Source organism: Microcystis sp. LE18-22.4A (assembly GCF_027531105.1).
Lineage (GTDB): Bacteria > Cyanobacteriota > Cyanobacteriia > Cyanobacteriales > Microcystaceae > Microcystis > Microcystis aeruginosa.
In genome coordinates this window covers 1-17127 of record NZ_JAPZRB010000620.1, presented here as the reverse complement: position 1 = coordinate 17127, position 17127 = coordinate 1, and the positions used below count along the sequence as shown (strand labels likewise).

10 protein-coding genes are annotated in these 17127 nt (G+C 43.2%); 9 read left to right on the top strand and 1 reads right to left on the bottom strand.

The annotated features are described in order from the left end of the window. Window positions 1-26 precede the first annotated feature (26 nt). The 9 genes from O9295_RS26510 (at window position 27) to O9295_RS26470 (ending at window position 16013) form a co-directional block, all read left to right on the top strand. Window positions 27-3989 (top strand): beta-ketoacyl synthase N-terminal-like domain-containing protein, encoded by a 3963-nt coding sequence (locus O9295_RS26510; protein ID WP_288036253.1) that lies wholly within the window; start codon window positions 27-29, stop codon window positions 3987-3989. A gap of 28 nt (window positions 3990-4017) precedes the next feature. Further along, window positions 4018-5337 carry a flavin-containing monooxygenase gene (locus O9295_RS26505; protein ID WP_288036251.1) on the top strand — a complete coding sequence of 440 codons (1320 nt, stop codon included), beginning with the start codon at window positions 4018-4020 and terminating at the stop codon, window positions 5335-5337. A 47-nt stretch (window positions 5338-5384) separates the two neighbouring features. Further along, the gene (locus O9295_RS26500) at window positions 5385-6560 is read left to right on the top strand and encodes a type III polyketide synthase (RefSeq protein ID WP_288036250.1); all 1176 of its coding nucleotides are present in this window, start codon (window positions 5385-5387) and stop codon (window positions 6558-6560) included. Window positions 6561-6572: 12 nt separating this feature from the next. Then, window positions 6573-7178 carry an isoprenylcysteine carboxyl methyltransferase family protein gene (locus O9295_RS26495; RefSeq protein WP_002731647.1) on the top strand — a complete coding sequence of 202 codons (606 nt, stop codon included), beginning with the start codon at window positions 6573-6575 and terminating at the stop codon, window positions 7176-7178. An 80-nt stretch (window positions 7179-7258) separates the two neighbouring features. Next, the gene (locus tag O9295_RS26490; protein WP_288036249.1) at window positions 7259-8890 is read left to right on the top strand and encodes an FAD-binding oxidoreductase; all 1632 of its coding nucleotides are present in this window, start codon (window positions 7259-7261) and stop codon (window positions 8888-8890) included. A 48-nt stretch (window positions 8891-8938) separates the two neighbouring features. Then, window positions 8939-10240, top strand: a complete 1302-nt coding sequence (locus O9295_RS26485; RefSeq protein ID WP_288036247.1) for an MFS transporter — start codon at window positions 8939-8941, stop codon at window positions 10238-10240. A 60-nt stretch (window positions 10241-10300) separates the two neighbouring features. Beyond that, a complete protein-coding gene (locus O9295_RS26480; RefSeq protein ID WP_002798963.1) occupies window positions 10301-11656 on the top strand; it encodes an efflux RND transporter periplasmic adaptor subunit in 1356 nt (451 codons plus the stop codon). 42 nt (window positions 11657-11698) lie between these two features. After that, window positions 11699-14797, top strand: a complete 3099-nt coding sequence (locus tag O9295_RS26475; RefSeq protein ID WP_288036245.1) for an efflux RND transporter permease subunit — start codon at window positions 11699-11701, stop codon at window positions 14795-14797. Between the two features lie 436 nt (window positions 14798-15233). Further along, window positions 15234-16013, top strand: a complete 780-nt coding sequence (locus O9295_RS26470) for a pentapeptide repeat-containing protein (protein WP_012265876.1) — start codon at window positions 15234-15236, stop codon at window positions 16011-16013. 41 nt (window positions 16014-16054) lie between these two features. On the opposite strand, the gene O9295_RS26465 is transcribed toward O9295_RS26470, so the two are convergent. After that, the gene (locus O9295_RS26465; RefSeq protein WP_002798966.1) at window positions 16055-16582 is read right to left on the bottom strand and encodes a hypothetical protein; all 528 of its coding nucleotides are present in this window, start codon (window positions 16580-16582) and stop codon (window positions 16055-16057) included. Between the last annotated feature and the right edge of the window lie 545 nt (window positions 16583-17127).

The window sequence follows — 17127 nt, the reverse complement described above, 5'->3', positions numbered from 1 at the left end:
AACCCTATCTAAATAACCTGTTTACCATGACACAAATACCTGCCAAAACCGATCAAATGAGCTTAATAAAAGATGCCTTAAATCAAATTAAGGTCTTAAAAACTAAGCTACATACCCTAGAAAAAGCTAAGAATGAACCAATTGCAATTATTGGTATGTCCTGTCGCTTTCCCCAGGGAGCTAATTCCCCGGAAACTTTTTGGGAATTATTGCAATCAGGAACCGATGCCATCAGCGAAATTCCGCCGCAGCGCTGGAATATTGACAATTATTACGATCCTAAGCCCGATGCAAGGGGAAAAGTCTATACCCGTCACGGTGGCTTCTTAAATCAACCGATAGATCAATTTGACGCTGATTTTTTTGGTCTTTCTCCCCGGGAGGTAGCACAAATGGATCCGCAACAGCGATTACTGCTGGAACTAGCCTGGGAAGCTCTGGAAAATGCGGGAATATCACCCTTAAATCGGCGAGGAAGTCAAACGGGGGTATTTATCGGCATGATGACTCAAGATTACTCCCATTTTAGCCATCATCCCGCTCTGATTGATGCCTATACGGGAACGGGAAATGCTAAAAGTGTAGCTTCGGGACGTTTATCCTATCTTTTTGGATTTCATGGCCCAACTTTAACGGTTGATACTGCTTGTGCCTCCTCTTTAGTCGCTGTTCATTTAGCTTGCCAAAGTTTACGCAATAACGAGTGTGAAGTTGCCCTAGCCGGGGGAGTCAACCTAATGTTAACCCCCTTCGTTACTATCATGGAATCCCGCGCCCAGATGTTGTCTCCTGACGGTCGTTGTAAAACCTTTGATAGAACAGCGAATGGCTATGTGCGGGGAGAAGGCGGCGGTATTATAGTTTTAAAGTCTTTATCTGCGGCTATTCGGGATAATAACTTGATTTTAGGACTAATTAAAGGTTCGGCCGTTAACCATGGTGGTACGAGTAGCGGTTTAACAGTTCCCAATCAACTTAGTCAAGAACAATTGATTCGTCAAGCTTTAAAAAATGCTCAGGTAAAGCCAGAGGATATTAGCTATATTGAAGCCCATGGAACTGGCACTTCTTTGGGCGATCCCATTGAATTAGGTGCATTATCGACAGTTTTTGCTAAAAATCCCCAACCGGTTTGGGTTGGTTCCGTCAAAACCAATATCGGCCATCTAGAAGCGGCCGCTGGTATTGCCGGACTGATGAAAGTGATTTTATGCTTGCAACATCGACAAATTGCCCCCCATCTCCACTTCCAGCAACCGACACCCCATCTAGACTGGGAAAATCAGCCGCTGAAAGTTCCGACTAAAAACCGTGAATGGGTTAGTGAAAATTCTGCTCGTTTAGCTGGAGTTAGTTCTTTTGGCTTAAATGGCACTAATGCCCATATTATTCTCGAAGAATACCCTTACGAACCTCAAACGACTGCGGCACCTGATTCATCGCCCTATCTGTTCACCCTCTCAGCCAAGACCGAATCGGCTTTAATCAAACTAGCCCAAAAATACGCAAATTACCTAGAAAATGCGAAAAATATTGCTTTAAGCTCCATTTGTGCTACTAGCAATCGCAGTCGCTCCCAATTACCCCATCGTTTCACCTGTATTGTCTCTAGTCACTGCCAACTTCAAGAAAAACTAACCGCTTTCGTTCAGGGTGAACCGAGTTCTTTTCGCCAAAAAAGTGAATTTAATGGCAAAAATCGGGCAAAAATTGCCTTTCTCTTTCCAGGACAGGGTTCTCAATACCCCGGTATGGGAAGGGAACTATACCAATCCTATCCTCTATTTCGTCAAACACTCGATCGCTGTGCTGAGATTCTCCGTCAATATGGCGACTATTGCCTAACGGAGATTATTGACCAAGAAAATCATCTCAATCAAACTTTTTACAGCCAACCTGCCCTATTTGCTCTCGAATACGCCCTTTTTAAACTCTGGGAATCCTGGGGAATTAGCCCCCATGGAGTTATGGGTCATAGTTTAGGGGAATATGTGGCCGCCTGTGTTGCTGGAGTCTTTAGTTTAGAAGATGCCTTAAAATTAGTCTTCTATCGGGCTAAATTGATGGATTCTGTGGGAAAAAGTGGTTCAATGGTCGTTATCTCGGCTAGTGAAGCTGAAATTACTCCCTTAATTGCCCCCTATCAATCTCAGGTAGCTATTGCCGCTATTAATGGTCAGGATAATATTGTCCTGTCCGGTGCTGCAGAGACCATAGAAACCCTGGTAAAACAGCTTCAGGTCAAAAATCTGAAGATTACCCGGTTAAATGTCTCTCAAGCTTTTCATTCCCCTCTGATGGAGGAAATTTTAGACGAGTTCCGACAAATTGCTGAAACTATCACCTATCATCCCCCCCAACGAGCCTTAATTTCTAACCTTAATGGCAAGTTAGTCAATTTTGAGGTCACTACTCCCGATTATTGGTGTCGTCATCTCCGGTGTTCTGTTCGCTTTGCCGATGGGATAAAAACCTTACTGGACAACGGTTATGAGCTATTTGTCGAATGCGGCTCCCATCCCGTTTTATCGGCCATGGGCAGCCTACTGGATAAAAATTATTCTTGTCTTTGGTTGCCCAGTTTGCGTCGTCAAACCTCTGACCGACAACAGATTCTCGAGAGTGTCAGTCAGCTTTATCTGCGGGGATTCGCCCTGAATTGGCAAGAGATAACGGCCAATCAAGACAGTAAACCCTGTATCTTACCGACTTACAGCTTTGAAAGAAGTAGTTATTGGCTAAAAACAGGCGACTTGACCCCAGAAGAAGCGCAATTATTGCCTAAATTGTCGAAATATCTCCTAGAAACACCTCCGCAACCGCCAGAAGTTGTCAAAACCACCACTGCATCATCTTCTGGTCATCTAATTACCCTTGACTCTCTTTTGGCCACACCCGCAGAGAAACAGCTTAAACAACTAGAAACCTACATTATCGGTGTTTTAGAACAGATTACCGGTTTATCCATGGTCAAGCTACATAGCAAGCAACCGCTCTCTAGTTTAGGCTTAGATTCTCTCATGTCCAGTCAATTACGACGTCAACTAGAGGAGGATTTAAAAATTATTGTTCCCGTGGAATACCTAGCGGGATTGAGTATTGAGCAGTTTTTACCGCAAATATTCAACTTAATCACCCAAAATTCCCAACCTGCAACTAGCAACAAAACTCCTCTCCCCTCAAAACAGAAAAAACCAATCAAGACGACTAAAGCCGAAAATATCTCTAATGATCCGAAACTTTGGCTAATTCGCAAACAAGCTAATCCTAACGCCCGCATTCGTCTATTTTGTTTTCCCTACGCCGGTGGGGGTGCCTCCGCATTCCAAAATTGGCTGAATTACTGCCCCAAGCAAGTGGAATTGTGGGCGATTCAACTACCCGGACGCGAAACGCGTCTTCAGGAAACTGCGATTACATCGCTAAAATCCCTGATTAATCGTCTCATTCCGATTCTGACTCCCTATTTAGACCAACCTTATGCTTTTTTTGGTCATAGCATGGGTTCTTTAATCAGTTTTGAATTAACCAGAGAATTAGCTAAAACTCGGCAAAATCTACCCCAACATTTATTTATGTCTGGATTTCGAGCGCCTCAAATTGTCAATCCCGATTTACCCATTCATCGTCTGGGAGATGAGCAATTTTTAGCAGCTTTAGGTCATTTTCAAGGAACCCCAGAAACTCTCCTCAAAAATCCCGATTTAATGGCGGCTTTTTTACCAATTTTACGAGCAGATTTCAAACTCCTAGAGACCTATTCTTATCAACAAGGTCAACCCTTAAATTGTCCTATTACCGTTTTTGGAGGCCACAACGATGCCAAGGTTTCTGCCGATCAATTACAACAATGGCAACTGCAAACCAATCAAGATTTTGTCCTGCATACCTTACCAGGAGGACATTTCTTTATCAATCAACATACGGAGAAAATTATGAAAATAATTTGCCAAAGTTTACGAGAGTTTCCTGAACAAATGACTGCCTAATTAACCAATTATTCAAGGGAGAAAAATCATGACTTTAGATTACAAAGAGCAATACTGTATTATTGGGGCTGGTGCCGCAGGATTAGCGGCGGCTAGAGCCTTAAGCAAAGCCAAAATTCCCTTTAATGTTATCGAATCTGCTCAGGATGTTGGGGGTATTTGGATCTATGACCGTCCCGATAGTCCAATGTATAAAAATACGCATCTAATTGGCCATAAAACCACACAACCTTTTTCCGATTTTCCCATGCCAAAAGATTACCCAGATTATCCCAATCATCGGTTAGTCTATGAATATCTTCGCAATTATGCCGCTCATTTCAATCTCTATGATTTCATGGAATTTAATCTCAGCGTAGAGAAAGTAAAAAAGGTGGGTAACTTTTGGGATGTCAGCCTTAGCAACCAAGAAACCAGACGATACCGAGGAGTTTTAATCGCTAGTGGTTATCATAACAAACCGAATATTCCTCAATTTTCTGGGCATTTTGACGGGGAAATTATCCATGCAAAAGATTATGATAATCCCGCTCAACTAAATGCTAAAAAAGTCCTAGTAGTTGGAGCGGGACAATCAGCCATGGATTTAGTCGTCGAAGCGGCTATCAATGGTAGTAAAACTTTCCATAGTACCCGTCGTGGCTTTCTCTGTATGCCGAAATTTTTGTTCGGTTTGCCCCCAGAATGGGTGATGATTAACACGCCAATCATGAATCTAATTCCAGCCCAAGAACACATGAAAATGATGGCTTTATTATCACCAATAGCTCTATTCTTACAAGGAGTTAATCTCAAAAAGCTCAATATTCCTACAGATTGTAAAAGTAACGGTCTAATTATTCCCAATAGTGACCAACAAATCTATCGTTATTATGTGCATGGAGATGTCACCCATAAGCCTAATATCCAAGAATTAGACGGAAAGAATGTTATTTTTGCCGATGGCAGTACAGAAGAAATTGATCTCATTATCTACGCCACTGGTTACAAAATTGAATTTTCTTTTATTGACAAATCAGATTTAAATTGGCAAGAAGGAACCACCCAGCCCAACCTCTATATGAATGTTTTTCACCCAGAGGAAAATAACCTGTTTGTCATCGGAATGGTTCATCCCACTGGCACCCACTGGCGCGTATTTGAAGAACAAAGTAATTTAGTGGCCGCTTATCTACAAGCTCAGGATAAAAAATCCCGGTTTGTCTATAAATTTGAAAAGCTAAAACGTCAAATTAGTGCCAATTTAAGCGCCGACAATAAACACCATAGCGGTACTCACTCCTTAGTGATTGACAAATTGGGTTATATACGCGAAGCCCAAGGATTAGCTCGCCGATTACTGGCTTAAATCTCCCACCATAATTCACCCCCTGAAATCCCTCTATCTTAACTCCAATGCCCTACATTATTGAGACAGCTACCGGTTTTCCAGAACATTACTATCCCCAAGAGGTTCTAGAAGTCAATATCAGAAATCATTGTGCTAATCTTCTTCAAGATTATTGCCGAGAAAATCATCTCGACTTCCAGGAACAAACCTTTTTTGATTTAGAACAAATTCATCGTTTTTTCAGTAATGTCAAAATTCAAGGGCGATACTTCACTATTCCCCTAGATGAATTCGATGCCGATAATCCTCCCGGAATCGCCCAACCCTTTCGTCAAATGGTCGATCTAACTATGGATTTAGTAACATCGACAGTAACTAATTTGCTGAAAAAAGCCGCTCTTTCTCCTAAAGAAATCTCCCTAGTTACCTCCGTTACTGTTCTTCCTTCCGTTCCTTCCCTAGAAAGTTTACTCCTCAATCGTCTAGATTTTTCCCTCGATATCAAGCGGCAAGCGTTATCGGGTGTCGGCTGTTTGGGGGGCGCCCAAGGATTAGCCAGAGTAAACGATTATCTGCAAGGACATCCCACCGAAACAGCGATTTTGTTTACCACCGATCCCTCCTCTGGCCTTTGGCAAGGGTCAATTCATAGCGATTTAACGGAATTATTGGGACAATTACCCGAAGATCCGTCTCAATATAGCAATATCATTATGACCCTTGTGGTAGCGGCTTTATTTGGCGATGGAGTCGGTACTGTGCTCTTAGCGGGAGATGAACATCCCTTAGTCAAGCAAGGTAAAGCAAAACTGAAGATTATCGGCACTCAATCGCTGTTAATGCCCCACACAGAGCATTTAATGGCATTACCTTTAACAGACTACGGTTTTCGCCAAATTCTTCGCCCAGAAGTCTCTGATTACGTCAAGGGTGGGGTGAGAAAAGCGGTGACATCTTTACTGGAAAAAACAGGAGTTTCCCTCGAGGAAATTGTCTGTTGGATGGTGCATCCGGGGGGTCCAAAGATTCTCGATGCAATAGTTGAAGAATTCCAGTTAGAACCGGATATTCTACAGGTTAGTTGGGATATTTTGGCGGAAATTGGCAATATTGCCTCTGCTACTATCCTCTGCATTCTCGATGAAACCCTTTCCCGTCCCCATCCTCCCACGGGTTCCTACGGATTAATAATTTCCATGGGGCCTGGATTTGCTCAAGAAGCCATTTTAGTTCAATTCTAAGGATATTTAAGGATGTTAAGCCAAATAGTTTTCATTGCCCTGATTAGTTACATTATTGTCCAACGAGTGCGCGTTACTCGTCTGAGTAAACAGAATATGGCCAAAGTCTTAGCGGAAGGTGGCAAACTGCATAGTTCTAATTATGTGGGATTCGTCAAGATTTTCCAATCTAGCTGGATGCTTTGCATGATCGGGGAAGTTTATCTGCTCGATCGACCTTTTATTCCAGCATTGGCTTTATTTTCCCTAATTACTACCTTTTTAGCTCAAAAGCTCCGCTATGCCTCCATTGAAGCCTTAGGCGATCGCTGGATTCATCAGGTGGTCACGGTTCCTCAGACACCCGTGATCGACAATGGCATTTATCAATATATCCGTCATCCTAACTGGTGGGCCATGATCACGGAATTAGCGGTGGTTCCCCTGTTTCATACCGCTTATCTGACATCTATAGTCTTTAGTCTCCTGAATGCTTGGTTATTAATCCAACGCATTCCGGCTGAAGAAGAAGCTTTAAGTCAAGACACCAATTATCAAGCAGTTTTCGCCAATACTCCCCGTTTTATTCCTAGTTTTAGCGCAATTTTCTCTCGCAAACAGCAACCGCTTAAAAGTTAATTGCCACGGATAGCAGGGCCGGTTCCCTACGGCCCTTTAATTACCCCTCATACCTGAATTTCAAGGAGAAAAAAAATACTATGGACTCTCTAATTGTTTCCGAAAATATTATTAGCGACAATTTAACTAACGCTCTACAAGAATGGGAAAATTTATTAGGCTCCGAATATGTCAGCACCGATAACAAAAAACGCCTAGAAGCCGAGACCGCTACCTACGAAACCCATGCTAAAATCCCGGCAATTATTCGCCCGGGTAATCGTCAAGAAGTCCAAGAATCTCTAAAAATTGCTAATCGCTATCAAACCCCTGTCTATCCTATTAGTACAGGTAAAAATTGGGGTTATGGTTCGCGAGTTCCTAGCCGCACCGGTTCGGTTTTAATGGATTTGAGTCGATTAAATCAGATTTTGGATTACAATGAAACCCTAGCTTATGTAACTATTGAAGCGGGTGTTACTCAGCGACAACTCTACGATTTTTTGCAAAAAAATGGCAATAAATTATTAATGAGTGTCACCGGTTCGACTCCTGATTCTAGTATTATTGGCAATATTCTCGAACGAGGTGAAGCCAAAGGACCTTTGGGCGATCGCTTTAATCATGTCTGTGGAATGGAAGTAGTTTTGCCCACCGGTGAATGTGTTCATACGGGATTTAATCGCTTTGAAAATTCCCAAATAGGGGCGGTCAATCGTTGGGGAGTCGGTCCCTATTTTGATGGAATTTTTACCCAATCTAACCTAGGAATCGTCACCAAAATGACTTTTTGGTTAACCCCCTATCCTGAATATTTTCAGGCTTTTTTCTATAGCATCGATCAAGAAAATAAATTAGAGTTATTGATCGATAAACTACGTCAACTGAAAATGGCAGGGGTAATTAAAACCACCTTCCACATTAATAATAACTACCGAATGTTGTCTATTCAACAACAATATCCCTGGCAGGAATGCCAAGAAAAAACTCCTTTACCCCCCGATTTATTAGAACAATTAAGTCATCAATGGGGCGGCGGTGTTTGGATAGGAGAAGGAGCTTTATATTCGGCTTCACCAGAACAGGGAAAAGTCGAAAGAAACCTAATTGAAAAAGCCTTGAAAGGAATTGTCAATAAACTTATGTTTTTTGATGAAAATAAGTTCAAAATGGCCAGCAAAATGAGTCCCATTTTTAAAGTATTTACTGGTGTGGAAATTAAGGACAAGGTGGATTTAATTTATCACAAAAATCCCCAACGAGGAATGATTACCGAAAAAGTGCTGAAGATGGCCTATTGGCGCAAAAAAACGCCCCCCACCGATAGGTTGAATTTAGACCTGGATGCCTGTGGCATGATTTGGTGTGTTCCCGCTGTTCCTTTTCTGGGAAATCATCTCAGAAATGCTCTCAATATTATCAGCAGCATCGCTCAAAAATATGGTTATGAACCTAATATCGGCATTAACTGTATTACCGAGCGCAATATCAACATCAATGCTGCCATTTTTTATGATCGATTGCTAGAAGGAGAAGACCAAAAAGCCTTAAATTGTCACGATGAAATGTTGGCAGAATTGATCAATCAAGGCTATTATCCCTACCGTCTTAGTACCCACTCTATGAATAGTTTACCCGTAGCCCAAGACGATTATAGTTGCTTAATCCAGAAAATTAAAGACAGCTTGGATCCCCATCACATTCTCTCACCCGGTCGCTACGAATTTCTTTAAATAAGCCTAACAATCTACTGCTAACTACCCATCTCTCCCCCAATTCTAATGACTTCTAGCACTTCTAGCAAATGGCAACATCTCCGAATAGATTATCTTCCGTATATCACTGGTTGGTTTGGTAACTTTATCGTTAATAATGCCCTTCTAACCATGCTAATTTATCGCTACGACCCCGGCATTCCCAATGACTATAACTTATCCATTTTATTGCCCTCTGCTTTAGTGGGGATAGCGATAATGATTAGCCGTATTGCTGGGGCTTTTGTACAGCCAGTGATCGGTTATTTTTCCGATCGCTTTTGGAGTCCTTGGGGCAAAAGAAGACCATTTATACTGGTCAGTTTACTCCCTTTAATTGGTGGTTTTATCCTGTTGTTTAATCCCCCTAATAACTTAAATCAAACCACTTACTTCATTTATTTAGTCACCATGCTTTGGGTGTTTTATGTGGGTATGGCATCCTACCATGTTCCCTATTTAGCCTGGTTGCCTACTCTCGCTAAAAGCCCAGAAGGAAGGGTTAAATTATCAACTCAAATCGGAATTTTTGGTTTAGTTGGTGCCACCATTGGTGGGATTATTGCCCCTTGGTTAACTGATAGCTATGGCTTTCAGGGGATGGGTATTGCTATTAGTCTTATTGGGGTAATTACCCTAGCTATGCCCTTGCTAGAAAAAGAAGAATATACTCCTTCTAAGGGGAAATATCCTAACTTTAAAACCACCTTAACGGCGGCTTTTACCAATCGGACTTTTTGTATCTATATGATCACCATGATTTTGGCGTGGATGGTGATTAGCATTATCTCGGTGATTCCGACTTTTTTAGTAATTGCTCTCCTCAAACGAGAGGTAAGTTTTGCCGCCGTGATTAATACTATTATCGTCGGTAGTGCCTTGGCTGGATTTACCTTGGTTTTACCCTTAGCGCAAAAATATGGCAAAAAACTGGTTTTTCAAGGTTCTTTAATCTGGGTTGGCTTGGGTATGATTGCCATGGCCTGTGGTCGCTTTTGGTGGCAAGATTCTTTGATTCCTTGGTTAATCCTTTCAATCATCGCTAATTTAGCCCTAGCCAGCTTTTTTAGTCTGCCGAATGCCATGTTATCGGACATTATCGATCAAGATGCGGAGCAACAGGGAATGGGACGAGAAGCAATATTTTTTGGAACTAGGGGGCTACTAATTCAATTTAGCCAAGGTGCGGGGTCTTTTCTAACAGGATTAATCCTTTCTTTCGGGAAAACTCCTGATAACCCCTGGGGGGTACAAATTGCCTTTTTGTCCGCCGGTATATTATCCCTAGCAGCGGCTTTTGTCCTCCGGTCTTATGCCATCAAAAAATAGTTCTTTCCTCGCTAATCTGTTATTACTTTTCACTAAACCCTACTAATTTGGAACTGGATTATGACTTCCCCCAATCCTGTCACTAAACAGCAAGAAACTGCCATCAAAAAACTGCGATTGCCCTGGCGATTAATTATTACTGGTATCCTAGCGGCCACCTCGGTTTTTGCCTATCCTACCCTGCGTAATGTCCTCTTAGAAGACACCTCTGAATCCACCACCTCAAAAGAAACCGCTTCGTTAGCAATCGATAAGAGCAAGACGGCAGCCTTACCGGTGCGAACCTTAACTTTAAGTCCTGTCACCCATCACCAAGAACCGCGCCGTTATACGGGTAATATTGTGGCTAAACGGACAAGTGAACTAGGATTTGAGCGTTCGGGACAATTAATTAGTTTATTGGTTCAAGAGGGTCAAGAGGTACGCCGAGGTACTTTAATTGCTACTCTAGATACACGCAATTTAGAAGCACAAAAACAAGAACTCATCGCCCAGCGATCGCAAGCGACGGCTAAACTGCAAGAATTACAAGCTGGTTCCAGGAAAGAAAGTATCGCCGCAGCCCAAGCAAAAGTCCGCGATCTCAGGGAACAATTAGCTTTAGCCCAATCTAAATACCAAAGACGGCTAGGATTGTATCAAGAAGGGGCAATTACCAGAGAACAACTCGAAGAAGTGCAAACAGATGTTAATGCACAACAAGCGAGAATTGATGAAGCCCAAAGTCAATTAGATGAACTCAAGGCCGGTACTCGTCCCGAATTGATTTCTCTGCAAAAAGCCGTTATTGACCAATTTGATGCCCAACTGAAGAATATTAAATTAGAGATTGAGAAAAGCCAACTTCAAGCACCCTACGATGGCACTATTGCCCTCCTTCACGTCAATATTGGCACTGTTGTTTCTGCAAGTAATCCGATCGTTCGTTTAGTGGAAAGTAATAAACTGGAAGCGCGTATAGGGGTTCCCATTGACCAGTCCGAAAACTTACCAATTGGCAGTAAACATCGTTTAAAAATTGGTAACAAAATATTAACAGGACAAGTCACTTCAACCTTGCCCCAAATTGATCCAACTACCCGTACCGCCACGGTTATTTTAAGTTTAAATCAGACTCAGGGCCTGATTCCAGGGCAAGTGGTCAGCCTAGAATTATCTCAATCAGTTCCACAATCGGGCTATTGGTTGCCCACAGAAGCTTTAGTACAAGGCACGAGAGGATTATGGTCTTCCTATGTTCTAGGAGAAGCTAATCCCGATAATCCTCGACAGTTTACCGTCAAACGCCAAGATTTAGAAGTTCTAGCGATTCAAGGCGATCGCTTGTTGGTGCGCGGGACTCTCACCTCCGGTGATCGAGTGATCGTCGAAGGGGTTCACCGCATCGTACCCGGGCAAATGGTGGAAATTTGGTAGTCAGCGGTCATTAATCAGCTTTATTATCCCTAATAATCTCCAATGAATAACTTATTTGAACGTAAACCTAGATTACTAATTCTGACCTTAATTCTGATTATTGTCTGGGGATTGTCTTCCTTTCAAATTTTGCCGCGCATGGAAGATCCCGAAACAATTAATCGAGGTGCCACCATTACCACCAATTTACCCGGTGCCAGTCCTTATCGGGTCGAATCCCTAGTGACCGAAAAAATTGAACAATCTCTCTCTAGCATCAAAGAAATTAGCCTGATTGAGTCCTCCTCAGAATTAGGGCGTTCCACGGTCAATATTGAACTTAAAGATGAAGTGACTGATGTGGATCCCGTCTGGTCACGCATTCGCGATCGGATTACCGATGTCATCCCGGAACTACCCCCAGAAGCCCAAAGACCCTTATACGAAGAAGGATATAGTAAAGCCTTTAGTTTATTGACTGCCATCCTTTGGGATCTAGATACCGCTCCTAATTACGCTATTTTACGCCGACTTGGCCAAGAACTGTTCGATGAATTAGAAGCCCTTTGGGGAACCGAAAGGGTCGAGTTAGTCGGGGTTCCGGCCGAGGAAATTTTAGTCGAAATCGATCCGGTGAAATTATCCTCCCTGGGCCTAACCGCCGTCGAAGTTGCCCAACAAATTCAAACCAGTGATGCCAAGGTCGCCGCCGGACAACTTCGCAGTAATCGCAATAATTTATTATTGGAAGTCGATACCAGTTTAGAATCACTCTCTCGGATTCGAGCAATTCCGATTCGTTACAGTAATGAGGGACAATTTACCCGTTTAGGAGATATCGCCCTAGTTACCAAGGGAATTCAAGAACCACCACCAGAACTAACCATTATTAACGGTAAACCCGCTATTGTGGTGGCCGCTATGATGGAATCGGGGCAACGCATAGACGAATGGACAACGGCAGCCCAGGCCAAGTTAGACCTGTTTCGACCCTCTCTCCCCCAAGGTGTGAGCCTCAAGATAATTTTTGCCCAAAATCGTTATGTGGCTAACCGACTCGATGGATTATTCAGCAACATGATCCTAGGGTTACTCTGTGTCATGGGGACAGCTTTTGTGATGATGGGATGGCAGTCCGCCTTGGTGGTGAGTGCATCCTTGCCCTTATCGATCCTGATGGTCTTTGCCGGTATGAATCTCTGGCAAATTCCCCTACATCAAATGTCGGTGACAGGAATTGTCATTGCTTTGGGACTTTTGATCGATAACGCTATTGTGATTGTCGATGAACTGCAAAAAGGACTACGGACGGGAATAGCTCACGAACATATTGTTGCTGAAACCGTTAAACAGTTAGGGATTCCCCTCTTAGCTTCTACCCTAACCACGATTTTGTCTTTTATGCCGATCGCTCTTTTGCAAGGAGGCACTGGCGAATTCGTGCGTACTATCGCCCAAACAGTGATCTTAGCCTTGGTTAGTTCTCTAATTTTGTCCCTAACGATTATTCCTGTCCTCAGTTTACGTTTATATCAACTGACTCATCGCTCGCACCAGACAAAAACCCATTGGTGGGATACGGGAATTAATTTACCGCTCCTAACGGGTTTGTATCGCCAAATTTTGAAGTTAATTCTCTATTTTCCCGTATTAGGTCTGGTTATTGGCTTGATTATCCCAATTACTGGCTTTGTTGTCGCTGGCACTCTCCCAGAAGAATTCTTTCCCCCAGCAGAACGAGATCAGTTAACCCTAGAAATCGAACTGGCCCCCACCACAACCCTAGAAGTAACTCAGGTAAAAGTGGCTCAAGCTGCAAAAATACTGCTAGATCATCAAGAAATTGCGGAAGTTCACTGGTTTTTAGGGCGTAATGCTCCCCCCTTCTACTATAATCTCTCCGATGGCATTAAAGACTCTCCTAATTTTGCCCAAGCATTGATTCAACTTCGGCAAGTTTCTGATGATCCCCAATTGATCGAAACCTTACAAAAACAATTAAGTCAAGCTCTACCGATGGCTAGGGTATTAGTTAGCCCCCTAGAACAGGGTCCACCGGTGGGCGCCCCGATCGAAATTAGGGTTTATGGCTCAGAATTGGAGATGTTAAGGAAAATTGGCGAGTCCTTACGGGAAGAACTGGCAAAAATACCCGAAATAACCTATTCTGTTGCTGATTTAAGTGAAATTCAAGCTAAATTAGCCTTAAAAATTAATGAAGAAAAAGCTCGACTGATTGGTTTGGATAATGCGGCGATCGCCAGTCAATTGGATAACCTTTTAGAAGGTTCTGTGGGTGGCTCGATTTTAGAAGCAACGGAAGAATTACCCGTACGAGTCAGAGTCGCTAATCGCGATCGCGAGCAACTGCCACAAATTGCCTCTTTAAATATTCTCGGTAATTCCGCCACTGCTGAACGGGCGAATATTTCCCTTTCCTCCGTGGCAGAATTTGATTTTCTCCCCGAATTAGCCACGATTCCTCGACGAAATGGCAAGCGAATTAATACGGTGAAGGCCTATGTTCAAGCTGATGCGATCGCTGCAACGGTTTTAGACGAATTTCGCCAAAACTTAGAATCGGGCAAATTTTCCCTTCCGCCAGGGTATCGGCTCGAATTTGGCGGAGAGGAAGAAGAAAGAGATACGGCTGTGGCTAATCTAATTGCTAGTGTGGGAGTCTTGGCGATTCTAATGCTATCAACCCTTGTTCTTTCTTTTAACTCCTTCCGTCTTGCTGCCCTAGTTACTGTCGTCGGTATTAGTTCAATTGGACTAGCCTTATTTTCCCTCTGGTTATTTGAATATCCCTTGGGATTCATGTCGATTTTAGGCACTATCGGCTTAGTTGGGGTTTCCGTTAATGATTCTATTGTCGTGGTAGCGGCTTTACAAGCTTTACCTCCCCATCTTCAACGCCAACGCAAGGCAATCCGGGAAGTGGTTATTGCTTCCACCCGTCACATTCTCACCACTACCTTAACCACCGTGACGGGATTTGTGCCATTATTTCTCTACGGCGGGGCTTTTTGGGAACCCCTCGCTATCTGTATTTCCATCGGGGTAATCGGAACCACCCTAAGCGCACTGGTATTTGTCCCGTCGGGATGGTACTATCTCGCTCAAGCCCAAAAGGTTTCCCCTCTGTCTGTTTCTGAGTAGCTTGATTAAATACCACTTTTGTAGAGACGTTGCTAGACAACGTCTCTATTGATTTGGGTAAAAATAGCCTGAAAGTCCTCTCGGCTCCACCGCCCTGATCCGAGAAAATACGGGGAATTAGCTGGGTTAAATATAATCGAGTTTCAACAATAGATAAGTTTTTTAACAAGAGTAGTGTTAGATACTAATTACCCGATGGACTGGGGTAGAATTGGAAAAACCAGTCAAACTGTTTTAGCCAAGCTACTTAACTATGATTAAAATTAACTTGCTGTTCGGGTTATCTTCCCTTAAAAAATCGATAAAAAACTTTACATAAACTCAAAAGAGAGCCTGATAAATAACTCATCTAAAAGCTGAGTTATTTATCAGACGAAGTTTTTGGGTGCTTTTGTTGATTAATTCTTAACCACCATCTTAAAGTAGAAGAAGGGAGATGAAAGTTAATCAGTTACTAAGACTCTACGAACAAGGAGAGCGGGATTTTTTAGCCATTGACTTGATGAGTCTAGACCTACAACAAGTGACTCTGATCGCTGTCAATTTTGCGGCGGCAAATTTGCGCGGAACTAATTTGAGTCGCTCTTTTCTGACTAAATCAAATCTGCGGGGAGCGAGTTTGAATTGGGCGAATTTAACCTATGCCAAATTAAGTCAAGCGCAATTAGTGGAAGCGGACTTAACCAAAGCTAATCTCACCGGGGCCTTTATGGTACAGGCAAACCTGCGTAACTCGCGATTAAGTGGGGCGGATCTTTCCCATGCTAATCTCCGGGGGGCGAATTTATGCGGGGCGAATTTATGCGGGGCGAATTTATACTTAGTTAATCTCTTGGAGGCAACCCTAGATAAAGTCAATCTCAATTGGGCTAATTTGCAAGAGGCGCGGCTAAGTGGGGCTAAATGTCGTCAGATTTCCGCAAGGGAAGCCAATTTTAGCGGCTCTTTTCTTAAAGAGGTGGACTTTCAGGGGGCTAATTTAGAAAGGGCTAATTTTAGCGAGGCACGTCTGACGGGTAGTGATTTACGCGGGGCCAATTTAGCGGGTGCTAATCTAGCGGGAGCGCGTTTACAAGAAGTAAATCTACAGGGAGCGGACTTGAGGGGTGCTAACTTGACGGGGACTTGTTTTGAGAGCGTCACCGGTTGGACAGAAACCGCCCAAGAAGATGATATTTTTCCCCTAGACTGGTTTCAGCCCCGTTTTGCCACTTAAAAGTCAATATATCTGCCGAAAGCCCCTCCTTTTCCTATCAATTAACGATTAGCTGGAGTGGTTAATCTTTGGTTAGGAATGGGGATTGGGGGAGCATTATTCGGCTCGTCCTCGAAGGGTAAAGCAGGGGGAGGAGGAGGAGTGGTAGCACTGGGAGATGGTGCTGGAGATGGCGTGGGATTAACGGCAGCGGGGGGACTTTTCGGGGTGACTACGGGTGCGGGAGAGCTAAAACCGAGGAGAGCTTTGCCAAAGGGAAAAACATTAGCCCAGCGTTGAATATTGGGATGGCCAAACCAATCTTGACGGGATACCTTCACCGAGAGGAGAGGTGCGATCGCCCCTGATTTTTCGGCCGTTATCAATAAATCAATTTTATTAAGACCCTGTTGTTGATTAAAACGACTGATGATAGTTTTCTCTGCTAATTGCGATGCTCTAGTCAATAATCCTTCGTAGGATTCTCCCCGTTTAACTGTGATGGGAAGATTAACAGTGGATTGAGCAAAAACCACATCAACGGCGATAATTCCCGTCAGCAGCGTTAAAACAGTAATAGACTTGTACATAGGACAGACGGTTAAACAGGCACTCCCTCGCTAGGGTCGGGATCTTCCCTGTTAGAGTTCCCCGATCGCTTTCTTAAATTACCACGATCGATCTCTGGCCACAATTGAAAATTTTCCGGTAGCAAAATCGTCCTTGGCTCCTAGCAATAGGCAATAGGGGAATAATTAGGGCTGGCTGAATAAATCTAAAAACTTTGTTGGATAATATCTTTAGGCTTTTTTGCCCTCAAAAAGTGTCAGTCATTGGAGTGATCAGGGGGGGAAATTCCGGGACTTTTTCCCTGAACATTGGGTAATTGACCACCTGAAAATGGCTAAAACCCCACACCCGACACCCCACCCCCACGAAAAACTGTTTCAGCATAACCTAATTATATTTGGCTATATCGACCAGAGGGTTTTAATTAGGGTCTGCTGAATAAATCTAAAAACCTTGTTGGGTAAGACTTTTAGACTTTTTGTCAATCAAAAAGTACCAGGCATGGGAGTGATCAGGGGGAAAATTGAGGTACTTTTTCCCTGAAAATTAGGTAGTTGACCACCTG